Origin of the sequence: Variovorax multivorans (genome assembly GCF_051216835.1) — a bacterium.
In the GTDB taxonomy this organism is placed as follows: Bacteria; Pseudomonadota; Gammaproteobacteria; order Burkholderiales; family Burkholderiaceae_C; genus Variovorax.
Genome location: NZ_JBPJZL010000003.1, coordinates 666,317 through 688,423 on the forward strand (window position 1 = coordinate 666,317; position 22,107 = coordinate 688,423).

Below are 22,107 nucleotides of genomic sequence, written 5' to 3' on the forward strand. Positions count from 1 at the left end.
GGAATTGGGCAAGAAGGCAACGCAAAAAGCGGTAAAAGGCCGCAAGAACCGTCTGAATTATCGGCCCCGTGTCTACATGTAACGCCTTCGCCTTAATAATTCGCGACCAACGCGAAACAGTCCTTCGCAGAGAGCCCAGATGATGAAAAACCTCGTGATCGCCTTGGGCGGCCTCGCCATTGTGGCCTCGGCCGCACTGGCACAAGCCCAGACGCCGTCGGCCGCTCCCGTGGCGGCGCCACCTGCCTCAGCCGCGTCCGCACCGGCGCCTGCTACCGCCGCGCCAGCCGCCAAGGCGGATCCCCAGGCGGGCTTCGTGAAGTTCGTGCGCGGCAACGTGCAACTGCTCAACGGCGCCGGCGCCACCCGCGCCGCCAGCCCCGGTGATGCGCTGGGCGCGGTGGACCGCATCGTGACCGGCCCCGATTCCTCAGCCTCCGTGGTACTGCGCGACGATACGACGCTGGTGGTCGGCCCCTCGTCGCGGCTCGACCTGAAGGAATTCCACTTCGACGGCACGACGCACGAAGGCGGCATGCTGGTCTCGCTGCTGCGAGGCTCCATGCGCATGATCACCGGCCTGATCGGCAAGACCAACCCCGACGCAGTGCGGGTCGAGACGCAGACGGCCACCATCGGCATTCGCGGCACCGACTTCATCGTGCAAGCCGACGGCCAGCCATGATGATGAAGACCCCCAAGCCCCAACAGTCCCGCCTCGCATTCCTCTTTCCGGCCGCGCTGGCCGCCCTGCTGCTGGCCGCATGCTCGACGCCCGGCACGCGGGTGGTGCTGCTGCCGCAGGCGGACGGCAAGCCATCGGCAGTGGTGGTGCGAGCCAAGGACGGCGAAGAAGTGCTTTCCACACCTTACCAGCGCGCCACGGCCGCGGTGGGCGCAAAGGGCGCTCCGGTGGTCGACCAGGCCGATCCGGCCAAGGTGCAGGCGGACAACAAGCCGCTGTTCGACATGCGCCCGCCTCCGCCGCAGCGCTACACGGTGTATTTCGAGCTCGGCGGCACCACGTTGACGCCGGCTTCACAGCAGATCATGACCGAGGCGCTGGCTGCCGCCCTGGCACGCAGCGGCAGCGACATCGTGGTCACGGGCCACACCGACACCAAGGGCAGCGGCGAGCAGAACGACCAGTTGTCGCGTCGCCGGGCGCAGGAAGTGGTCCAGCTCTTCGTGGAACGCCAGTTCCCGGCCAACCGCATCGAGGCCGTGGGCCGCGGCGAGCGCGACCTGGCCGTTCCGACTGCTGACGAGGTGGACGAGCCGCGGAACCGGCGCGTCACCATCGAGGTTCGCTGAAAAACCCTCAGCTCAGGGTCACGCGGGCGAATTTGCGCTTGCCGACCTGCACCACGTAGCTGCCTGCGGGCAGCTTCAGCGCCTTGTCGCTGACCACGGCCGAATCGATCCGCACGCCGCCGCCGTCGATCAGGCGATTGCCCTCCCCGGCCGAAGACGCCAGGTTCGCCTGCTTGAGCAACTGGGCGATGCCCAGCGGAGCCCCCGACAGCGACACCTCCGGAATCTCGTCCGGCACGCCGCCCTTGCTGCGGTTGATGAAATCCTGTTCGGCCGCATCCGCCGCCGCCGCACTGTGGAAGCGCGTGGTGATTTCCTTGGCCAGCGCGACCTTGGCGTCCTTCGGGTTGCGGCCACCCTCGATCTCGGCCTTCAGCGCCGCGATCTGCTCCAGCGACAGGAAGCTCAGAAGCGTGTACCAGCGCCACATCAGGTCATCGGAAATCGACAGCACCTTGGCGAACATGGTGTTGGCGTCTTCGCTGATGCCGATGTAATTGTTCTTGCTCTTCGACATCTTTTCGACGCCGTCGAGCCCCTCCAGCAGCGGCATAGTGAGTATGCACTGCGGTTCCTGGCCGTATTCCTGCTGGAGATGACGACCGACGAGCAGGTTGAACTTCTGGTCGGTGCCGCCCAGTTCGAGGTCGCTCTTGAGCGCGACCGAGTCGTAGCCCTGCATCAGCGGGTAGAGGAATTCATGCACCGAGATCGACTGGCCGCCCTTGAAGCGCTTGTTGAAGTCGTCTCGCTCCATCATCCGGGCCACCGTGTACTTGGCGGCGAGCTGGATCATGCCGCGGGCACCCAGGGGGTCGCTCCACTCGGAGTTGTAGCGGACTTCGGCGATATCGACGTTCAGCACCAGGCGCAGCTGGTCGAAGTAGGTCGCCGCATTGGCCTCGATCTGCTCGCGGGTCAGCGGCGGCCGGGTGCTGTTGCGCCCGGACGGGTCGCCGATGGTGGTGGTGAAGTCGCCGATCAGCGGGATCACCGTGTGGCCCAGATCTTGCAGCTGGCGCATCTTGTTGAATACCACCGTGTGCCCGAGGTGGATATCAGGGGCAGTCGGGTCCAGGCCGAATTTGATGCGCAGGGGGGTTCCGGTGGCTTCGGAACGCTGCAGCTTGCGCACCCACTCGTCCTGAGGCAGCAGTTCTTCGGCGCCTCGGAGGGAAATTTCGAGCGCGCGTCCTACACTATTTGAGAGGCTCATGGATGTAACAGATTCGGCCTTTACGGGCTTTTTTAGCTGACTTTTGGGGTGCCGAAGCTATACTCAGCCCGACTTTTCAAGCGCCGAATTCTAAGCGGCGCTTTTTTCCGCACCGTCTGCTGCCGCCCTGAACGTACTGGGCCTTGCAGCACGGATTTGCAGAACCTGAGCTGGAATTCACAGTTTGATCAACGGCATTCTTGCCGCCGAGGAGCTACTTGCTTCTCGCGTGGCCTATACATTCCGGACCTACCCCAAGCAGATCACCGCGGTCATTGCTGCCGCGCTGCTGAGCGCCGGCACCCTCGCGGTGGCCTCACTCGGCCCTGACGCATCCGACCTCCCGGTCCACCAGATCCTCGAAGCCACGGCGCCCGTCTCGTTCGCCGACCAGAGCGAATCGCTCGAGAACTTCAGCTTCACCCTGTTCCGCACCGACGTCACCCGTTCGAGCGACACGGCCGAGGCCCTGATGAAGCGCCTGGGCATCTCCGACCCGGCCGCCACCGCCTTCGTGCGCGGCAGCGTGGAAGCCCGCAACGCGCTGTTCTCGCGCGCCGGCCGCACCGTGACGGCCGAGGCCACGCAGGAAAACCAGCTCAAGAAGCTCAGCGCCCGCTGGATTCCCGACGGCGACGGCGGCTTCAAGCGCTTCGTCATCGAACGCACGCCCACCGGCTTTGCCGGCGTGACCGAGCGCGACATGCTCACGCCGGGCACGCGCCTGGCAAGCGGCACCATCCGCACCTCGCTGTTCGCCGCCACCGACGACTCGCGCATTCCCGACGCGGTGGCGAGCCAGCTGGCCGACATCTTCGCGGGCGACGTCGACGTGCGCGCGCTGCGCAAGGGCGACCGCTTCGCCGTGGTGTACGAAACCTTCGAAGCCGACGGGCAGGCGCTGCGCAGCGGCCGCGTGCTGTCGGCCGAGTTCGAGCACAACGGCAAGATCCACCAGGCCGTCTGGTTCCAGCCCCCGGGCGCGGGCCAGAAGGGCAGCTACTACCGCCCGAACGGCGACAGCCTGCGCAAGGCCTACCTGGCGACGCCGGTCGAGTTCTCGCGCGTGTCCAGCGGTTTCGCGATGCGCATGCACCCGATCCTGAACAGCTGGCGCCAGCACAACGGCATCGACTACGCAGCGCCCACGGGCACCTCGGTGCGTTCGGTCGGCGACGGCACGGTCGATTTCGCGGGCACGCAGAACGGCTACGGCAACATCGTCATCATCAATCACCGCAACAACCAGCAGACGGCGTATGCGCATTTGAGCCGCATCGACGTCAAGGCCGGCCAGGCAGTGAGCCAGGGCCAGACGGTCGGCGCGGTGGGCTCCACCGGCTGGGCTACTGGCCCGCACCTGCACTTCGAATTCCGCGTGGGCGGCGTCTATCAAGACCCGGCTTCCATCGCACAGGAAGGCGGCGCGCCAATCACCGCCGCCATGCGTCCGGCCTTCGAACGCGTCGCCGTGGGCGCGCGCACCGAGCTGGCAGCCGCTTTCTCGGTCATCCAGGCCAGCGCCGACTGATTCCGTCGCGCGGCCGGCTTCTCCAGCCCTGATCCAAAGATGGCCGCCGAACTTTTCATAGGCCTGATGTCGGGCACCTCGCTCGATGGCGTCGATGGCGTGCTCGCCGACTTTTCCGGCGGCCGCATCGCGGTGCAGGCCTACGCCACGGCGCAGTTTCCTGTGGGCCTGCGCGCCGAACTGCTCGCGCTGAACACTCCCGGCGACAACGAACTGCATCGTGCGGCACTGGCCGGCAACGGGCTGGCGCGTGCGTATGCCGGTGTCGTCGCCCAACTGCTGGCGGACAGCGGCACCAATGCCAAGGCAGTCACCACCATCGGCGCGCACGGCCAGACCGTGCGCCACCGGCCGCTCGAGTTCGACGAGGTCGGCTACACCCTGCAAATCAACAACCCCTCGCTGCTGACCGAGCTGACCGGCATCGACGTGGTCGGCGACTTCCGCAGCCGCGACCTCGCGGCCGGCGGACAGGGCGCGCCGCTGGTGCCAGCCTTTCACCGCGCGCTGTTCGCCCGGGCCGACGAGACGGTCGCTGTGCTGAACATCGGCGGCATTTCCAACCTGAGCCTGCTGCCGGCGACGAATACGGCGGGCGGCGCCACCGTGCTCGGTTTCGACTGCGGCCCTGGCAACGCGCTGATGGATCACTGGTGCCAGACCAACCAGGGCCAGCCCTTCGACCGTGGCGGCCAATGGGCGGCCAGCGGACAGGTGCTGCCCGCCCTGCTCTCGCAGTTGCTGGCCGACCCGTATTTCGCCAAGACGCCACCGAAAAGCACCGGACGCGACCTGTTCAACCCGACCTGGCTCGCCGCGCAACTCGGCACCACGACGATGGCGCCTGCCGATGTGCAGGCGACACTGGCCGAATTGACCGCGCACGTATGTGCGGCAGACGTGAAGAGCTATGGAAAAGATAGCAAGCTGCTGATCGTCTGCGGCGGTGGCGCGCTGAACGACCATCTGCTCGACCGCCTGCGCGTGCTGCTGCCTGGCATCCATGTGGCGGCCTCGACCGATCACGGCCTGCCGCCTCAGCAGGTCGAGGCGGCGGCGTTTGCATGGCTTGCCCGCGCCACCGTCAGGCGTGAAGCGGGCAATCTGGCCAGCGTGACTGGCGCGCGCGGGGCACGGGTGCTCGGCGCGATCTATCCCGCTTGATTCGCCCTCAGCCCTGGCCGGAAACCTCCGGCTGCGCGGGGTGCGGCGCCCGCACTTCCGAAGGCAGATACCAGAAGATCATCGCTGAAGCCACCGTGATCAGCCCCATACTCGCAAAGGTGGCCTGAAAGGCATCCAGCGTGTGCGCAGGCGTCTCGGTGCCGAAGATGCCGTTGTAACCCGCCAGCACGGCGCCGGCGGCCGCCACGCCGAGACTCATTGCCAGCATCTGCACCATCGACAGCAAGCTGTTGCCGCTGCTGGCCATGCTGCCGTCCAGGTCCTTCAGCGTGATCGTGTTCATTGCGGTGAACTGCAGCGAATTGACCGCGCCGAAAGCCAGCAGTTGCAGCACATGCAGCGCCATCGGCTGGCCCGGCGCCGTCAGCCCGAAGCTGGCCATGGTGCAGCCCACGAGGATGGTGTTGACCACCAGCACCTTGCGGTAGCCGTGGCGCGTGATCAGCGGCGTGGCGAAGCGCTTCATGGCCATGCCGGCCAGCGCGATCGGCAGCATCATCAGCCCGGCGCGCACCGGCGAATAGCCCATCGACACCTGAAGCAGCAACGGCACCAGGAAGGGCATGCAGCTGCTGCCCAGCCGCGAGAACAGGTTGCCGATCAGGCCGATGCTGAGTGTCGGCACATGAAACAGCGAGGGCGCAAACAGAGGCTCGGGCGTGCGCGAGGCGCGAAGCCAATAGGCGACGATGCTCGCAAAGCCGAAGATCAGCACGACCATTACGCCGCCCTGGCGCAGGCCCACGCCATCGAGCGAGAGCGAAATCGCCACCATGCCGAAGGCCAGCATCGCGTAGCCCACGCTGTCGAAGCGCTTCTGCACCACGCCGCGCAGGTCGGGCATGTACTTGAGCGTGGCGATGCAGCCCAGCAGCCCCACGGGCACGTTGATCAGGAAAATCCAGTGCCACGAGGCGTACTGCACCAGCCAGCCGCCCAGCGTGGGGCCCAGCAAGGGCCCTATGAGGCCCGGAATGGCGACAAAGCTCATCGCCTGCAGGAATTCCCCGCGCGGCACCGTGCGCAGCAGCGCCAGGCGCCCCACGGGCAGCAGCAACGCACCGCCCAGGCCCTGGACCACCCGGGCGGCCACCAACTGGCCCAGCCCATGCGAGAGCGCGCACAGCACCGATCCGGCGGCGAACAGCACGATCGCCGAGAAGAAGATGCGCCGCGTGCCGAAACGGTCGGCAATCCAGCCCGAGGCGGGGATCAGCATCGCCATGGTGAGCGCGTATGCCACCACCACCGACTGCATGCGCAGTGGGCTCTCGCCGAGGCTCGCGGCCATCGCCGGCAACGCGGTGTTGATGATGGTGGCGTCGAGCGTCTGCATGAAGAAGCCGACAGCGACGAGCCACAACAGGCTCTTGCGGACGGGATTGACGGCGGCGGCTTCAGCCTCGGAGGTCATAGGCAGGGAAAGAGAAACAGGAACGAAAAAGCCGCCCGGAGGCGGCTTATTGGGGAAGCTGGGTCAGCAGCATCCGGGCATCAGGCCGAGAAGCTCGATCCGCAGCCGCAGGTGCTGGTGGCGTTCGGGTTCTTGATCACGAACTGGGCGCCTTGCAGGTCTTCCTTGTAGTCGATCTCGGCGCCGACCAGGTACTGGTAGCTCATGGCATCGATCAACAGCGACACACCGTTCTTGGTCATGGTGGTGTCGTCTTCGTTGGTGATTTCATCGAAGGTGAAACCGTACTGGAAGCCGGAGCAACCGCCACCCTGCACGAACACGCGCAGCTTCAGGTCGGGATTGCCTTCCTCGGCGATCAGGTCGGCCACCTTGGCGGCCGCGCTGTCGGTGAAGACAATCGGCTCGGGCATCTGGGTCTGGATGTTTTCGGCAACGGCGCTCATGGGGTGATAACTCCTAGGGGGCCGGACATGCGGCCAATAGAACGAATGCTACTGCAATGCCGCATTCTCGGCAGGGTGGGTGTGGCGTGCACCCCAATGCAAGTGGGGTTGGAGGCCCTTGCGCCAAGAGGGCTTCCAATGAAAAAGCCGCCCGAAGGCGGCTTTTTGTTCGCAGTGAACAGGATCAGCGCTTGCTGAACTGCTTGCGACGGCGGGCGGAGTGCAGACCGACCTTCTTACGCTCGACTTCACGTGCATCGCGCGTCACGAAGCCGGCTTGGCTCAGGACGGGCTTGAGCGACGCGTCGTAGTCGATCAGCGCACGGGTGATGCCGTGGCGCGTTGCGCCGGCTTGACCCGATTCGCCGCCACCGTTCACGTTCACCATCACGTCGAAAGCTTCGAGGTTGTTGGTCAGCGCGAGGGGCTGCTTGGCAATCATGATCGAGGTTTCGCGGCCGAAGAACTCTTGGATGTCCTTGCCGTTGACCGTGATCTTGCCGGTGCCTTTTTTCAGAAACACGCGGGCGACGCTCGATTTGCGACGGCCGGTGCCATTGTTCCATTCACCAATCATTCTCAAGGCTCCTTACAGTTCCAGCACTTTGGGCTGTTGGGCGGTATGCGGGTGCTCAGCACCACCGTACACCTTGAGTTTCTTGATCATCGCGTAACCGAGCGGGCCCTTGGGCAGCATGCCCTTGACAGCCTTTTCCAGGGCGCGGCCCGGGTGCTTGGATTGCATGTCGCGGAAGTTCGTCGCCGTGATACCGCCCGGGTAGCCCGAGTGACGGTAGTACACCTTGTCGATCGACTTGGCGCCGGTGACGCGCAGTTGCGCGGCGTTGATGATGACGATGAAGTCACCGGTATCGACGTGAGGCGTGTAAATGGCCTTGTGTTTGCCGCGCAAACGGAGAGCAACTTCGCTGGCTACTCGTCCGAGGACCTTGTCGGTCGCGTCAATCACAAACCACTCGTGCGTCACGTCAGCGGGCTTGGCGCTGAACGTTTTGGTCATGAGTTTTTCTCTTGAAAAGAGGGTTTGTCGGGCCCTTTTCCACGGTCGGCGTTCCTCTGACGGGAATCTCTTAGGTGGGAAGGTAGTCTTCGCCGCGGGGCCACAAAAACGCTGCGAAGCCCGCGATTATATAAAGAATGGCCCTGTGCTGGCAAATTCGCATATGTGCGCCCCAACACCGTTACCATTCTCCCCCTATGTTCAGTTACCGCCACGCCTTCCATGCCGGCAACCACGCCGACGTGCTCAAGCACACGGTGCTGATTGCCACGCTCGACCATCTGCTTGAAAAAGAGGCAGCCCTCACGGTCGTCGACACCCACGCTGGCGCCGGCCTGTACCGGCTCGACGGCGACTATGCCGGCACGAGCGGCGAAGCGGCCGACGGCATCCTGCGCCTTCTTTCGGACAAGAAAGAGCCCACCACGCCCGCCCCCGCAGCGAAGTCCGCTAGCAAAAAGGTAGCACCCGAAGCCGAAGCCCCACTGGCCGACGCTATCGCCCGCTACCTGAGCGTGATCCACGACTTCAACCCCAAGGGCGGCGCCCGCGTCTACCCTGGCTCGCCGTTCATCGTGCAGCACCTGCTGCGCGATCACGACAAGCTCAAGCTGTTCGAGCTGCACCCGACCGACGCCCGCACGCTGGACGCCAACATCGCCCAACTCGAGGCCGGCCGCCAGATCGCCGTGCTGCGCGAAGACGGCTTCGGCAGCGCCACCAAGTTCCTGCCGCCGCCGTCGCGCCGCGCACTGGTGCTGATGGACCCCAGCTACGAGATGAAGACCGACTACGGCCGCGTGCTCGATTTCGCGGCCGAAGCGCTCAAGCGCTTTGCCACCGGCACCTACGCGATCTGGTATCCGATCATTCCGCGCCCCGAGGCGCACGACCTGCCGCGCCGGCTCAAGACGATGGCGACCAAGGCCGGCAAGTCGTGGCTGCATGCCACGCTGACGGTCAAGTCCAGCAAGATCACGACCGACGCATCGGGCGAAACGCACCGGCCGGGGCTGCCGGCCAGCGGCATGTTCCTGATCAATCCGCCGTACACGCTGAAGCCGCTGCTGGCGGACGCGTTGCCGCAGTTGGTGGAGCGCCTGGCGCAAGACCGGCACGCCGCCTTCTCGCTCGATTCGGGCGGCTGAGCCCCCGCCTTTTCGTTTCTTATTTACGGCGACGGGGCGGCACGACCACCTTGCGCCGCGCGGGCACCGGCGACTTGGCTCGCTGCTGTACGGCCGCAGCCGCCGCCGCCACTGGCGCCGACGCATCGCCGGCCTCCACCGGCAAGCCACCGCAACGCATCCCTTCACGGTCGACGATCGACAGCGCCACCTGCTTGATGCCCAGGCCCGTCAGGCCGATGCGGTCGGCCGCCGCGCGGCTCAGGTCGATCACGCGACCCGCTGCATAGGGCCCGCGGTCGTTGATGCGCACCAGCACCTCGCTGCCGTTGACGAGGCTGCGCACGCACACGCGCGTGTTGAAAGGCAGGGTCTTGTGGGCCGCCGTCAGGGCGGTCATGTCGAAGCGCTCGCCGCTGGCGGTCTTGCGCTGATGGAACTGGATGCCGTACCACGAGGCGCCGCCACGCTCGAAGATTTCGCGCGGCCCGTCGTCGCCGGGGACTCCGTCGTCCGACGTCTGTTCGCCCATTCCGGACACCGCCAGGTCATAGCGCACCGACGGCACGCTCGAACGCGGCGCCGCGCCCGGCGGCACCGCGATGGCACGGGGCAAGGGCAGCAGCTTCGCCGTTCCGCCTTCGGCGTCCGTGGCCGGCGGCATGGCGCAACCCGCGAGAACGCAGGTCGCAGCGACCAGGACTGCACGAAGCCCCGCGCGCCCTCTCAATCGAGGCGCTCCAGTACAGCCAGCGTGGCCGCCGACTGGTTCATCGTGTAGAAGTGCAGCGCCGGGGCACCACCGTCGCGCAGACGCGCGCACAGGTCGGTCACCACGTCGAGCCCGAAGGACTTGATCGATGCCGTGTCGTCGCCAAAGGACTGCAGCCGCAGGCGGATCCAGCGCGGAATCTCGGCGCCGCAGGCGTCCGAGAAGCGCATGAGCTGCGTCGAACTCGTGATCGGCATGATGCCCGGCACGACCGGCGTGTCGAGCCCCAGCTTGCGCACGTCGTCGACGAAGCGGAAGTAGGCCTCGGGGCTGAAGAAGTACTGCGTGATCGCCGAGTCGGCGCCCGCCTTCACCTTCGCGGCAAAGGCCTGCAGGTCAGCCTCGGGCGAACGGGCCTGCGGATGGATCTCGGGGTAGCAGGCCACCTCGATGTGAAAGTCGCGGCCGGTCTCTTCGCGGATAAAGGCGACGAGGTCGCTCGCATACAGGAACTCGCCGCCGATGCCGTAGCCGCTCGGCAGGTCGCCGCGCAGGGCCACCAGGCGCTTGACGCCCATGGCCTTCAGCTCGGCGAGCTGCTCGCGCACAGTGGCGCGCGTGGCGCCAATGCACGAGAAGTGGCTCGCGGCGTCCACGCCTTCGGACAGGATCTCCTGCACCGCACCAAAAGTGCCCTGGTGCGTGGAGCCGCCCGCGCCGTACGTGACCGAGCAGAACTGCGGCTTGCGCACATACAGCTGCTGGCGCACGGCGCGCAGCTTGACCGCGCCTTCGGGCGTCTTGGTCGGGAAGAATTCGAAACTCAGCGGAAGGCGCACCTGCGTCTCCTTAGGAACCGTCGTTCGCGTCCTGGGCGGCACGAACGGCGTGAATGAAAAACTCGCGGTTGCCGTCGCCTCCGGCGATGGGGCTGTCGAACCACTGCAGCACCCGCAGGCCCAGCGCCTCGCAGGCGTCGTGCAGGCGCTTCTCGACCACCGCATACATCGACTCGTCGCGCACGATGCCGCCCTTGCCGACCTGGCCCGGCTGCAGTTCGAACTGCGGCTTGACCAGCATCAGCAGGCGCCCGTCATCGGCCAGGAATTCGACCACCGCCGGCAGCACCAGCGTGAGCGAAATGAACGACAGGTCGCCAACGATCAGGTCGAAACGCGACTCGCCTTCTTCCTCCAGGTCGTCGGGCGACAACGCACGCGCATTGACGCCTTCGATGGCGACCACGCGTTCGTCTTCGCGCAAGCGCGCATGCAGCTGCCCATGGCCGACATCGACGCCAACCACCTTCGCGGCACCGCGCTGCAGCAGGCAATCGGTAAACCCGCCGGTCGACTGGCCCACGTCGAGGCACAGCTTGCCGGAGGGATCGATGCCGCTCGCGGCCAGCGCGCCTTCGAGCTTGAGCCCGCCGCGCGACACGTAGCGCGCCTCGGCCGCGTCGACCAGCTCGAGTTCGGCCGATTCGGGCACGTCGTCCTTGTTCTTGACGACCGAGCGCCATGCGTCGCTCGTGCCCGCGTCGCGCCAGCGCAAGCCGCCGGCAATGAGCCGCACCGCTTGCGAACGCGACGCGGCCAGGCCGCGCTCCACCAACAGTTGATCAGCGCGCATCCGTTGTCGATCAGTAGCGGTACGTGTCCGGCTTGTACGGGCCGTTCTTGCTCACGCCGATGTAGGCGGCCTGCGCGTCGGTCAGCTCGGTGAGCATGGCGCCGACCTTCTTCAGGTGCAGGCGCGCGACCTTCTCGTCCAGGTGCTTGGGCAGCACGTAGACCTTGCCGGCCTGGTAGGCGTCGGGCTTGGTGAACAGCTCGATCTGGGCGATGGTCTGGTTCGCGAACGACGACGACATCACGAAGCTCGGGTGGCCCGTACCGCAGCCCAGGTTCACGAGGCGGCCCTTGGCCAGCAGGATGATCTTCTTGCCGTCGGGAAACTTGATGTGGTCGACCTGCGGCTTGATCTCTTCCCACTCGTACTTCTCGATCGACGCGACGTCGATCTCGTTGTCGAAGTGGCCGATATTGCAGACGATGGCCTGGTCCTTCATCTTGGCCATCGTGTCGTGCGTGATGACGTCCTTGTTGCCGGTGGTCGTCACGAAGATGTCGGCCTTGTCGGCGGCATATTCCATCGTCACGACCTTGTAGCCTTCCATCGCGGCCTGCAGGGCGTTGATCGGGTCGATCTCGGTCACCCACACCTGCGCCGACAGCGCGCGCAGTGCCTGTGCCGAGCCCTTGCCCACGTCGCCGTAGCCGGCCACGCAAGCCACCTTGCCGGCGATCATCACGTCGGTGGCGCGCTTGATGCCGTCAACCAGCGATTCGCGGCAGCCGTACAGGTTGTCGAACTTGCTCTTGGTGACCGAGTCGTTCACGTTGATGGCGCGGAACAGCAGCGTGCCCTTGGCGCTCATCTCGTTCAGGCGGTGCACGCCGGTGGTCGTTTCCTCGGTCACGCCGATGATCTCGGCCGACTTGCGGGTGTACCAGGTCGAGTCGACGGCCAGCTTGGCCTTGATGGCGGCGAAGAGAATGCGCTCTTCCTCGCTGCCCGGGTTGGCGAGCACGCCCAGGTCTTTTTCAGCGCGCTGGCCCAGGTGCATCAGCAGCGTGGCGTCGCCGCCGTCGTCCAGGATCATGTTCGGGCCTTCGCCCTTCGAGTCCTTGGGGCCGAAATCGAAGATGGCGTGGGTGTAGTCCCAGTAGTCCTTCAGCGACTCGCCCTTGATGGCGAACACCGGCGTGCCGGCGGCGGCGATGGCGGCAGCGGCGTGGTCCTGCGTCGAGAAGATGTTGCACGAGGCCCAGCGCACGGTCGCGCCGAGGGCTTGCAGCGTCTCGATCAGCACGGCCGTTTGAATGGTCATGTGCAGCGAGCCCGTGATGCGCGCGCCCTTCAGCGGCTGCGCCTTCGAGAACTCTTCGCGAATGGCCATCAGGCCGGGCATTTCGGTTTCCGCGATCTTGATTTCCTTGCGGCCCCAGGCGGCGAGGGACAGGTCGGCAATCGCCTGGTCGGCGGTCGAAACGGGGGTGGGCTTGAGAACAGCGCTCATGGGAACTCCAACAAAACTGGTTTGAAAGATGCCGCTGCGTACGGGGAACGGACTCACCGCAAGAACAGCGGGTGAGCGTGGTTGCGATGTGTGGTCCGAGCCTCACGCCTGACGGCGCTGCAACGCTCCTCGGAACGGCAGATTGTAGACGGGGCAAGAGCCTGCGCCAATGCTCGGGGCTTGGCTGGCATTTGTCACCCTCGGCGTGACATTGACCTCTGGTTACGATTTCCCCGGGTTTGGTTCAGCAGCCAACCGGCCTGTTGTCGAGCCTATCTGAAAACAAAAGGGCACAAAAATGAGGATAACGAGGAATCTCGCGAGTTGGTGCATGGTCGCCTTGCTGGCGGCTTGCGGAGGAGGAGGAGGCGGCTCCGGCGGCCTTTCGCTGTCGTCGGGCGGCAGCGGCAAGCCAGAGGTCGCGGCCGGCAAGACACTGGGCGTGGACGCGCGCAACGGCAGCTATCGCGTCTACGCGGCCAATGGCACGCAACAGCAACTGGCGGTCGATTTCGACGCCGGCAACTACACGATGACGGACAACCTCGGCGTGGCCGAGTCCGGCACTTTCAGCGAAGACTTCACCGAACCGGGGACCTACGTCTTTGCCAGCAGCCGCATCACGACCGCGGCCAATACGTCGCGCTTTAGGGTGACGACCGACGCCATCGTCGGGGCCTTCCCGTTCCAGACCGCGTACTCGAGCCCCGCCACGTATGCCGCGCAGCCCTTCGTGGCCGCGCGCGACTTCGTGACCACCGCGGCGCTGCTGGACGGCACCTACAACCGCTTCAGCGTCACGCGCAGCCCCGGCGGCTCGCAGGACTCGTCGATGCTCTCGATGCGCCTGTCGGCCAGCGGCACCGTGCTGGAGATCTGCAACGACGCGATCATCTACAAAATCGACCTCTGTCCCACCGCGTCGAAGCGCACCTATTCGGTCACGGCCGGCACCGACGACGCCTGGGTCGCCACCAACGTGGCCAACAGCAGCGACATCGGCAACTTCCGCGTCGCGCGCATCGGCGGCCAGAACGTCTATCTGAACGGCGGCGTCAGCGTGACTCCGGCCCAGCAGTTCATGCGCATCGCCCTGCCCGAATCATCGAGCTGGCCCACCACCCGCGGCATCGGCTCGTCGACCACGGGCAGTTGGGGCACGAACCTGATCGACACCGCGAACTCGGTGCGCACCGCCACCGGCACGGACGACACCTATGGCGTTCTGACGATGCCCGTGGACAGCACCGCCTACCCGAACCAACCCCAGGGCATCCGTGGCGTCAACCTGAGCGGCGCGAGCAAGTACTTCGCGATGCAGAGCGGCGCGCTTTCGGTGCTGGTCGGCACTCGCAATCCCGGCACGCAGGGCTACATCCAGCTCAACCTGATCGACACCGGCACGGCGCCCGATGCACGCAACGGCCGCTACAAGGTCTACGCCACCAACGGCACGCGGCAGACGCTGGCGCTGAACCTGGACAGCAAGCGCTACGAGATGACCGATGAAACCGGCACCGTCGCCTCGGGCAGCTTCGCCGAAGACACGGCGGAGGCCGGCAGCTTCATCTTCGACAGCAGCCGCATCACAAGCCCGGTGAACACGGCGCGCTTTCGCCTCGCGACGGACACGGTGGTCGGATCGTTCCCGTTCGCGGTCGCGCAGGTCACGCCGGTGAGCTACGGCGTGCGGCCGTTCGTGGCATCGCGTGCGCTGGTGAAGACGCAGACAGCGCTCGACGGCACCTACAACCGGCTGGGCATCAACCTGACGGCCACCGCCGGCGATTCGTCGATCACGCAGATCCAGGTGGCCAGCGGTGGCACCGTGCTCTACCTGTGCAACGACAACGTGATCTATCGAATCGACACCTGCCCCGCGGCCTCCGTGCTGACCTACACCGTGTCGGCCGGTGCGACCGTGGACACCTGGCGCATCGTGAACGTGGCCAATCCGTCGGACAACGGCAGCTTCGCGATCGCGCGCATCGGCGGCGAGAACATCTACCTCTCGGCCGGCATCGTGCCATCCACGCCCACGAGGTCGGTGTTCCGCATCGGCCTGCCCGAGCGCGCGACCTGGCCCACCATCGCCGCGCGCGGCGGCGCCACCAGCGGCAGCTGGGGCAGCACGGCCATCGACGCCCTGAACTACACGCGCACGCAGGCGCTCCCCGACGGCTCCACAGCCACGCTCAATGCGAGCCTGGGCTCCATGGGCACGAACGGCCCCGTCAACATGCGCGCGGCAACGTTCGGCGGCACCGCGTTCCACTTCGCGAGCCAGAGCAGCAAGCTCTTCGCGATGGTCGGCTCGCGCAGCCCGGCCACGGCAGGCGCGCTTGAAATCGGCCTGATCGACTGACGCCCCCGGGCTCTTCGTAAAAAAGGCCGCACACCGCATCGCGCGGTGTGCGGCCTTTTCTATTGCTCATTCAGGGCTAAGTCGGCGCTCTGCACGATTCGCCGCCGCGACGTACATTGACCGGCCCTCCATCAGCCACCACATCCCATGCCAATTTTTCCGTCCAGAGCCTTGCTCGCCACCACAGCAATTTGCCTGACCGCCGCCGTGCTGCCAGTCGCAGCATCGGCGCAAAGCTCCGACACCGTACGCATCCGCGGCACCATCGTGCGCGTCGATGCCAACACCCTCGTCGTGCAGGACCGCGGCGGCGAGGTCGTCTCGCTCGCGCGCCCGGCCGACCTGGCCGTGTCCGAGGTCTATCGCATCAAGCTGTCCGACATCAAGCGTGGCAGCTTCATCGGTACCGCCGCCATGCCGCAGGCCGACGGCACGCAGAAGGCGCTCGAAGTGGTGGTGTTCCCCGAGGCCGCGCGCGGCACCGGCGAAGGCCACCGCCCATGGGACCTGCTGCCCCAGAGCACCATGACCAACGCCACGGTCGCTGACCTGGCCGCGGCGCCGAAGTCGGTGCGCGGCGGCCAGCAGCTGCGGCTGACCTACAAGGGCGGCGAGAAGACCGTCATCGTGCCGCCCGACGTGCCCGTGGTCACCTTCCGCCCCGGCACCGACGCGCTGCTGGTGCCCGGCGCCCACGTGCTGGTCAATGCGCAGGAGAAGAACGGCACGCCCACGGCATTGCGCGTCACGGCCGGCCGCAACGGCTTCGCGCCGCCGATGTAAGAAGAAGCCCGGCACCCAAGGGAAATCCCGCAGGCATTTTTGTCGCTGCGGCAACCTCCGGTGCATCTGTGCGGCGTATCGTGGCGAGGGACTTTTGCCGCCAGGCTGGTCCCTGCCATCCAACCGTTCACCGTCACAGGAGATTCCGCACCATGGCCACTGCCAAGAAAGCCGCCGCCAAGAAGACCACTGCCAGCAGCAGCACCGCCAGCGCGAAGACGGCGATGCCGACCGCCGCGGACATGCTCAATCCACTGAAGGGCATGGCCGACAAGCTGCAGAACCTCAACCTGACCGGCGGCGCCGGCAAGCTGCTGGAGAGCGGCCGCAAGGACCTGGCGGCGCTGATGCAGGCCAACGAGAAGTCCTACCAGGGCCTGCAGACCGTCGTGCAGCGGCAGACCGAGATGATCAAGAGCGCCATTACCGAATGGCAGACCGCCGCCAAGGCAATGCCGGGCAAGGACCCGAAGGAAAACCTGGCCAAGCTCGACGAACTCGGCCGCCAGTCGTTCCAGCGCGCCATCGACGACATCAAGGAGCTGGCCAACCTCGCCGCCAAGTCGCAGGCCGACGCCTTCGACGTGGTGCGCCAGCGCATTCAGGCCAACGTGGACGAAGTGACGAAGCTGCTGCAGCGCAAGTAAGCCGGGCCGCAGCCATGACCGCAGTCCCGCCCCGCGTCGAGCAGCGCACGCGCGCCAACGGCATCGAGTTCGCCTGGGACAGCTTCGGCGACGCCAATGCACCGCCGCTGCTGCTGGTCATGGGCCTCGGCGCGCAGATGGTGGCGTGGGACGACGCGTTCTGCGCCCGTCTCTCCGAAGCCGGCGGGCACCGCGTGATCCGCTTCGACAACCGCGACATCGGCCATTCGACGCACCTCTCGCACCTTGGCGTGCCCGACATCCAGGCGCTGATGGCGCAGGCAATGGCGGGCCAGCCGCTGCGAACGCCCTACAACCTGCGCGACATGGCCGCCGACTGCGTCGGGCTGCTCGACGCGCTCGGCATCGCGCGTGCCCACATCGTGGGCGCCTCGATGGGCGGTGCCATCGGGCAGGAGCTGTGCATTCACCATCCGCACCGCATGCTGTCGTTCACCAGCATCATGTCGACCACCGGCGCCCCGGGCCTGCCGCCGCCCACGCCCGAGGCGATGGCCGTGCTGTTCACGCCTTCGCCGACGACCTTCGAGGCCTACCTGCCGCACTACGCCAGGGTGTGGCGCGTGCTGCGCGGCCCGTCTGACTTTCCGCTCGACGAGGCGCACGACGCCGAAAAGGCCCAGCTCGTGTTCCTGCGCGGACTCAACCCGGCCGGCGTGGCGCGGCAGCTCGCGGCCATCCTGGCCTCGGGCAACCGCAAGCCCGCGCTGCGCGACGTGCGCGTGCCAACGCTGGTGATCCACGGCGACGCCGATCCGCTGGTGCCGGTGGCCTGCGGCGTCGACGTGGCCGATGCCATCCCGGGCGCGCAGCTGCTGCGCATTCCGCGCATGGGCCACGCGCTGCCCATTCCGATGTGGCCGCAGATCGTCGACGCCATTTCCGCGCACACGGCGCACACGGCGCACACGGCGCGGCACCCGAACACCTGAGACGACAACAACGACAAACAAGGGAGCACCAGCCATGAACAAGTTCTCCCCGCTCGACCCGATGGCGATGTGGCGCGAGCTCACCGCCCAGTGGGAAAAGAGCACCAACGAATTCGCCAACGAGGCCATGGCTTCGGACCCGTTCCGCCAGGGCATGCACGGCGGCATGAACGCCTCGCTCACCGCGCAGAAGGCGCTGGGCGACGTGATGGCGCGCTACCTGACGCTGCTGAACCTGCCCACGCGCGCCGACCTCCAGGTGCTGGGCGAGCAACTGCAGCGCATCGACGACCACCTTGCGCGCATCGCCCGTGCGGTGGAGGGCGGCGCCGGCCCCGCGCCAACCGCGCAAGCCGCTGCGCCGAAGCCGCGCCGCACGCGCCAGCCGCCGAACCCGCCGCCGGCCGCAACAGCGAAGCCGGCCCGCACGCGCAAGCCAGCAGGAAAGCGCCCCACATGACCACCGCCCCCGACGCCTTCGCCCTGCCCGACATCGGCGCAGAGATCGAGCGCGCGATCCAGCGCAACATCAAGGGCCTGGACTTCCTCACCTCGGCCACGCCCACCGTCGGCCAGACGCCGAAGGACGAGATCCACCGGCGCGGCACGCTGAGCCTGTACCACTACCGCCCGATGGTCGACGAGATCTACCGCGTGCCGGTGCTGATCGTCATGGCAACCACCAACCGCGGCTACATCCTCGACCTTGCGCCAGGCCAAAGCATGGTCGAGCACCTGCTGCTGCAGGGCTATGACGTCTACATGATGGACTGGAACGCGCCGCGCTCCGACGAGAAGCGCCTGCGCATCGAAGACTACGTGCTCGACTTCATCCCCGACTCGCTGCGGCGCGTGCAGGAACGCTCGGGCGAGGAAGACGTCACGCTCATCGGCTACTGCATGGGCGGCGTGCTCTCCACGCTCTACGCGGCGCTGCATCCCGGCGGCCCGATGAAGAACCTCGCGCTCTTCACCACGCCGATCGACTTCAGCCACATGAAGATGTTCCATGCATGGTCGGACAAGCGCTACTTCGACGTCGACCGGCTGGTCGACACCGTGGGCAACGTGCCGCCCGAGATGCTGTTCGCCTCCTTCGACATGCTGCGCCCGGCGGGCCGCAGCGCAGGCGTGGTGCAGCTGTGGGACAACATGGACAACGACGAGTTCGTCAAGTCGTACCGCATGTTCGACCGCTGGGGCACCGAGATGCTGCCGCTGGCCGGCGAGTATTTCCGCCAGACCGTGAAGGAGCTCATGTGGGGCAACAAGCTGCACAAGGGCGAACTGACGCTCGGCGGGCGCAAGGTGCTGCTGAAGAACATCAAGGTACCGGTGCTGCACGCGCTCGCGCAGCACGACCACATCGTTCCGTATGAAGCGGGGCAGCCGCTGATTGCCGGCATCGGCTCGGCCGACAAGGAAGAAGTCGTGCTCAAGGGCGGCCACGTCAGCCTTGCCGCCGGGCCGAATGCAGTGCGCAGGCTGTGGCCCAAACTCGACGAATGGCTTGGAGTGCGATCGACATGACCATCACCGCCGTTTCCGATTCTTTCTCGCGGACCTATCCGCGCACCGTGACGAGCAGCGAAGGCAACATCGTCCTGCGCCTGATGACCGCGGACGACGCGCCCGCCGTGCTGGCCTTCGCACAGGCGCTGCCCGCGCACGACCTGCTCTTTTTGCCGCGCGACATCACCCAGCCCAAGGTGATGAACGCCTGGGTCCGTGCCATCGAGCGCGGCGACATCGACAGCGTGCTCGCCGTGCGCGACGCCGCGGTGCTCGGTTGCGCGGCGGTGATCCGCGATCCGCACTCGTGGTCCAGCCACGTCGCCGAACTGCGCGTGCTGGCCGCGCCCGAGCAGCGCGGCAGCGGCCTGGGCCAGCGGCTCGCGCGCGAGGCCTGCTCGCTGGCCATCGAGCGCGGAGCGGAAAAACTCGTCGCCCGCATGACCGTCGACCAGCGCAGCGCCATCGCCGTCTTTCAGGCCCTGGGCTTCCGCCCTGAGGCGCTGCTGAGCAAGCACGTGAAGGACTGGCAGGGCGTGACGCACGACCTCGTGGTGCTGAGCCACGACGTGGCGCGGTTCGAGGCGCAGATGCGGGCGTATGGGATGACGGAGGCGTTCTAAGGGATTTCTGCGTTTTCCAGTCTCGTGCCAGCCAGATCCTTGAGCGAGAGCTGCGGGCTGACGCCGGTATCCGGCCACGCGATCGCCAGGCCTGGGTCGTTCCATGCGATGCAGCGCTCGTGTGCCGGCGCGTAGTAATCGGTGGTCTTGTAGAGAAACTCTGCCGTTTCGCTCAGCACCAGAAAAGCGTGTGCGAATCCCGCGGGCACCCACAGCTGCTTGTGATTGTCCGCCGTCAGTTCGACGCCTACCCATTGGCCGAACGTCGACGACGACTTTCGGATATCGACCGCCACATCAAACACCGCGCCTTGCGCGACCCGCACCAGCTTGCCCTGCGGCTGCCGGACCTGGTAGTGCAGCCCGCGCAGCACGCCCTTGACCGAGCGCGAGTGGTTGTCCTGAACGAAATCGATATGCCGGCCAACGGCCTCGTCGAAGGCCTTCTGGTTGAAGCTCTCGAAGAAGAAGCCTCGCGCGTCGCCGAACACTTTGGGCTCGATCACCAGTACGTCAGGAATGGCTGTCGGGATGGCCTTCATGAGCGAACCTCTTCGGCCAGCAGATGACTCAGGTACTTGCCATAACCGTTCTTCTGAAGCGGCGCAGCCAGCCTGGCGAGCACTTCGCTGTCGATGTATCCGTTGCGCCATGCGATCTCTTCCGGGCAGGCAATCTTCAACCCCTGCCGATGCTCCAGCGTTGCAATGAACTGCCCCGCTTCCAGCAGGCTGTCGTGCGTGCCCGTGTCCAACCATGCATAGCCACGCTGCATGATCTGCACGTTCAGCTGATCGCGGTCCAGGTAGGCCTGGTTCACCGCGGTGATCTCCAGCTCGCCACGCGCGCTTGGCTTCACAGCCTTGGCGATGTCGACAACCTGGTTGTCGTAGAAGTACAGCCCCGTCACTGCGTAATTGCTCTTGGGCTTGAGCGGCTTCTCTTCGATGCTGCTGGCCTTGCCCTTGGCGTCGAAGGCCACCACGCCGTAGCGCTCCGGGTCCTGCACGTGATAGGCGAACACCGTGGCTCCGGAAGTCTTCGTGTCTGCATCGGACAGCAGATGCACAAGATCGTGCCCGTAGAAGATGTTGTCCCCCAGCACGAGCGCGCTGGGATCATTACCCACGAACTTGTCCCCGATGATGAACGCCTGCGCGAGGCCATCGGGGCTGGGCTGCACCGCGTACTGCAGGTTGATCCCCCACTGGCTCCCGTCCCCCAGCAGTTGCTGGAACCGCGGCGTGTCCTGCGGCGTGCTGATGATCAGGATGTCGCGCATGCCGCCCAGCATCAAGGTGCTCAGCGGGTAATAGATCATCGGCTTGTCGTACACCGGCAGCAGCTGCTTGCTGAGTGCCAGCGTGGCGGGGTGCAGGCGAGTGCCCGAGCCCCCAGCGAGGATGATGCCTTTGCGTTGCGTCGTCTTGGTCATGTTCTTTTTCTCGTGAAAGTTCAAAGAATCTCGCGCAGCATGCGCGCGACGCCTTCCTGCCAGGGCGGCAGGCGCAGGCCGAACGTGGCCTGCAGCCTGGTGGTGTCCAGGCGCGAGTTGTGCGGGCGCTTGGCCGGGGTCGGGAAGGCGCTGGTCGGCACGGCCTCGACGGCCTCCGGCCCGGCTTTGAGTTCAACACCCGCCGCCTTGGCTTGCTCGAGCACGAAGCGCGCGTAGCCATGCCATGTCGTTTCACCGCCGGCAATCGCGTGATACAGCCCCGCCTTCCCAGGGTCCTGCAGCGTCGCCCGGATGGCATGCGCCGTCACGTCGGCCAGCAGTTCCGCACCCGTGGGGGCGCCGAACTGGTCGTCGATGACGGTCAGCTTGTCGCGCTCCTTCGCCAGCCGCAGCATCGTCTTGGCGAAGTTGCCTCCACGTGCCGCGTACACCCAGCTGGTGCGGAAGATCAGGTGCTTGGCGCAGTTCTGCGCCACCAGTTGCTCGCCTTCGAGCTTGGTGCGCCCGTACACGCTGAGCGGGCCGGTCGCATCGTCTTCCTTCCAGGGCTTCGTGCCGCTGCCGTCAAAGACGTAATCAGTCGAGTAGTGAACCATCAGCGCGCCGATCTGCTGGGCCGCCTCGGCCACGATTCCCGGCGAGGTCGCGTTGAGCTTGCGCGCAAAGTCCGGCTCGCTCTCGGCCTTGTCGACCGCCGTGTGCGCCGCCGCATTGACGATC

General features: G+C 66.3%; 24 protein-coding genes and 1 riboswitch. Of the genes, 12 read left to right on the forward strand and 12 right to left on the reverse strand.

The features are described 5' to 3' along the window. Positions 1-139: 139 nt before the first annotated feature. Positions 140-685, forward strand: a complete 546-nt coding sequence (locus ACSFCA_RS10185; RefSeq protein ID WP_435459078.1) for a FecR family protein — start codon at positions 140-142, stop codon at positions 683-685. Between the two features lie 2 nt (positions 686-687). Continuing rightward, positions 688-1,314: an OmpA family protein gene (locus ACSFCA_RS10190; protein WP_435476631.1), complete on the forward strand. Its 627-nt coding sequence runs from the start codon at positions 688-690 to the stop codon at positions 1,312-1,314. 7 nt (positions 1,315-1,321) lie between these two features. Here the strand turns inward: ACSFCA_RS10190 and tyrS are convergent, their stop codons facing one another. Next, positions 1,322-2,530 (reverse strand): tyrosine--tRNA ligase, encoded by a 1,209-nt coding sequence (tyrS, locus tag ACSFCA_RS10195; protein ID WP_435459076.1) that lies wholly within the window; start codon positions 2,528-2,530, stop codon positions 1,322-1,324. 184 nt (positions 2,531-2,714) lie between these two features. Here tyrS and ACSFCA_RS10200 point away from each other — a divergent pair, with 184 nt between their 5' ends. Together ACSFCA_RS10200 and ACSFCA_RS10205 are read left to right on the forward strand one after the other, a co-directional pair. Then, entirely contained in the window at positions 2,715-4,061 is a 1,347-nt protein-coding gene (locus tag ACSFCA_RS10200) for a peptidoglycan DD-metalloendopeptidase family protein (RefSeq protein ID WP_435459075.1), read from the forward strand. A gap of 39 nt (positions 4,062-4,100) precedes the next feature. Then, the gene (locus ACSFCA_RS10205) at positions 4,101-5,225 is read left to right on the forward strand and encodes an anhydro-N-acetylmuramic acid kinase (protein ID WP_435459074.1); all 1,125 of its coding nucleotides are present in this window, start codon (positions 4,101-4,103) and stop codon (positions 5,223-5,225) included. Between the two features lie 7 nt (positions 5,226-5,232). On the opposite strand, the gene mdtD is transcribed toward ACSFCA_RS10205, so the two are convergent. The 4 genes from mdtD to rplM all read right to left on the reverse strand — a co-directional run bounded on the left by mdtD (position 5,233) and on the right by rplM (position 8,127). Further along, the gene (gene mdtD / locus ACSFCA_RS10210; protein ID WP_258352829.1) at positions 5,233-6,660 is read right to left on the reverse strand and encodes a multidrug transporter subunit MdtD; all 1,428 of its coding nucleotides are present in this window, start codon (positions 6,658-6,660) and stop codon (positions 5,233-5,235) included. A gap of 80 nt (positions 6,661-6,740) precedes the next feature. Then, positions 6,741-7,106, reverse strand: a complete 366-nt coding sequence (gene erpA / locus ACSFCA_RS10215; protein WP_007827949.1) for an iron-sulfur cluster insertion protein ErpA — start codon at positions 7,104-7,106, stop codon at positions 6,741-6,743. A 184-nt stretch (positions 7,107-7,290) separates the two neighbouring features. Beyond that, positions 7,291-7,683, reverse strand: coding sequence for a 30S ribosomal protein S9 (rpsI, locus tag ACSFCA_RS10220; RefSeq protein ID WP_093056698.1), 393 nt, complete (start codon positions 7,681-7,683; stop codon positions 7,291-7,293). 12 nt (positions 7,684-7,695) lie between these two features. Further along, positions 7,696-8,127 (reverse strand): 50S ribosomal protein L13, encoded by a 432-nt coding sequence (gene rplM, locus ACSFCA_RS10225; protein WP_028259766.1) that lies wholly within the window; start codon positions 8,125-8,127, stop codon positions 7,696-7,698. 197 nt (positions 8,128-8,324) lie between these two features. On the opposite strand from rplM, the gene ACSFCA_RS10230 reads away from it, so the two are divergent. Further along, positions 8,325-9,275, forward strand: coding sequence for a 23S rRNA (adenine(2030)-N(6))-methyltransferase RlmJ (locus tag ACSFCA_RS10230; protein WP_435459073.1), 951 nt, complete (start codon positions 8,325-8,327; stop codon positions 9,273-9,275). Between the two features lie 19 nt (positions 9,276-9,294). Here ACSFCA_RS10230 and ACSFCA_RS10235 read toward each other — a convergent pair whose 3' ends face one another. The 4 genes from ACSFCA_RS10235 to ahcY all read right to left on the reverse strand — a co-directional run bounded on the left by ACSFCA_RS10235 (position 9,295) and on the right by ahcY (position 13,048). After that, a complete protein-coding gene (locus ACSFCA_RS10235; RefSeq protein WP_435459072.1) occupies positions 9,295-9,918 on the reverse strand; it encodes a septal ring lytic transglycosylase RlpA family protein in 624 nt (207 codons plus the stop codon). A gap of 62 nt (positions 9,919-9,980) precedes the next feature. Further along, positions 9,981-10,805: a methylenetetrahydrofolate reductase [NAD(P)H] gene (metF, locus tag ACSFCA_RS10240; RefSeq protein WP_435459071.1), complete on the reverse strand. Its 825-nt coding sequence runs from the start codon at positions 10,803-10,805 to the stop codon at positions 9,981-9,983. A gap of 10 nt (positions 10,806-10,815) precedes the next feature. After that, complete coding sequence (locus tag ACSFCA_RS10245; RefSeq protein ID WP_435459070.1) at positions 10,816-11,598, reverse strand: TlyA family RNA methyltransferase; 783 nt, start codon at positions 11,596-11,598, stop codon at positions 10,816-10,818. Between the two features lie 10 nt (positions 11,599-11,608). After that, the gene (gene ahcY / locus ACSFCA_RS10250) at positions 11,609-13,048 is read right to left on the reverse strand and encodes an adenosylhomocysteinase (protein WP_093078405.1); all 1,440 of its coding nucleotides are present in this window, start codon (positions 13,046-13,048) and stop codon (positions 11,609-11,611) included. A gap of 66 nt (positions 13,049-13,114) precedes the next feature. Then, positions 13,115-13,185, reverse strand: a riboswitch (S-adenosyl-L-homocysteine riboswitch). A 194-nt stretch (positions 13,186-13,379) separates the two neighbouring features. Between ahcY and ACSFCA_RS10255 the strand changes: the two genes are divergently transcribed. From ACSFCA_RS10255 to ACSFCA_RS10285, 7 genes are all read left to right on the forward strand, one after another. Continuing rightward, entirely contained in the window at positions 13,380-15,413 is a 2,034-nt protein-coding gene (locus ACSFCA_RS10255) for a hypothetical protein (protein WP_435459069.1), read from the forward strand. Between the two features lie 147 nt (positions 15,414-15,560). Next, positions 15,561-16,196, forward strand: a complete 636-nt coding sequence (locus ACSFCA_RS10260; RefSeq protein ID WP_435459068.1) for a single stranded DNA-binding domain-containing protein — start codon at positions 15,561-15,563, stop codon at positions 16,194-16,196. 152 nt (positions 16,197-16,348) lie between these two features. Further along, positions 16,349-16,843, forward strand: a complete 495-nt coding sequence (gene phaP / locus ACSFCA_RS10265; protein WP_258352822.1) for a TIGR01841 family phasin — start codon at positions 16,349-16,351, stop codon at positions 16,841-16,843. Positions 16,844-16,857: 14 nt separating this feature from the next. Then, the gene (locus tag ACSFCA_RS10270) at positions 16,858-17,796 is read left to right on the forward strand and encodes an alpha/beta fold hydrolase (protein ID WP_435459067.1); all 939 of its coding nucleotides are present in this window, start codon (positions 16,858-16,860) and stop codon (positions 17,794-17,796) included. Between the two features lie 34 nt (positions 17,797-17,830). Further along, positions 17,831-18,256 carry a hypothetical protein gene (locus ACSFCA_RS10275; protein ID WP_435459066.1) on the forward strand — a complete coding sequence of 142 codons (426 nt, stop codon included), beginning with the start codon at positions 17,831-17,833 and terminating at the stop codon, positions 18,254-18,256. Continuing rightward, positions 18,253-19,326 (forward strand): alpha/beta fold hydrolase, encoded by a 1,074-nt coding sequence (locus tag ACSFCA_RS10280; protein ID WP_435459065.1) that lies wholly within the window; start codon positions 18,253-18,255, stop codon positions 19,324-19,326. The genes ACSFCA_RS10275 and ACSFCA_RS10280 overlap by 4 nt, the downstream gene beginning before the upstream one ends. Beyond that, a complete protein-coding gene (locus ACSFCA_RS10285) occupies positions 19,323-19,931 on the forward strand; it encodes a GNAT family N-acetyltransferase (protein ID WP_258352818.1) in 609 nt (202 codons plus the stop codon). The genes ACSFCA_RS10280 and ACSFCA_RS10285 overlap by 4 nt, the downstream gene beginning before the upstream one ends. Here ACSFCA_RS10285 and rfbC read toward each other — a convergent pair. From rfbC to rfbD, 3 genes are all read right to left on the reverse strand, one after another. Beyond that, positions 19,928-20,473, reverse strand: coding sequence for a dTDP-4-dehydrorhamnose 3,5-epimerase (gene rfbC / locus ACSFCA_RS10290; RefSeq protein WP_258352817.1), 546 nt, complete (start codon positions 20,471-20,473; stop codon positions 19,928-19,930). The two genes, ACSFCA_RS10285 and rfbC, sit on opposite strands and share 4 nt — an antisense overlap. Further along, the gene (rfbA, locus tag ACSFCA_RS10295; RefSeq protein ID WP_435459064.1) at positions 20,470-21,366 is read right to left on the reverse strand and encodes a glucose-1-phosphate thymidylyltransferase RfbA; all 897 of its coding nucleotides are present in this window, start codon (positions 21,364-21,366) and stop codon (positions 20,470-20,472) included. Before rfbA ends, rfbC begins: the two co-directional genes overlap by 4 nt. Before the next feature lie 20 nt (positions 21,367-21,386). After that, positions 21,387-22,107: dTDP-4-dehydrorhamnose reductase (rfbD, locus tag ACSFCA_RS10300; protein WP_435459063.1), on the reverse strand; the 721-nt coding region annotated here is incomplete at its 5' end.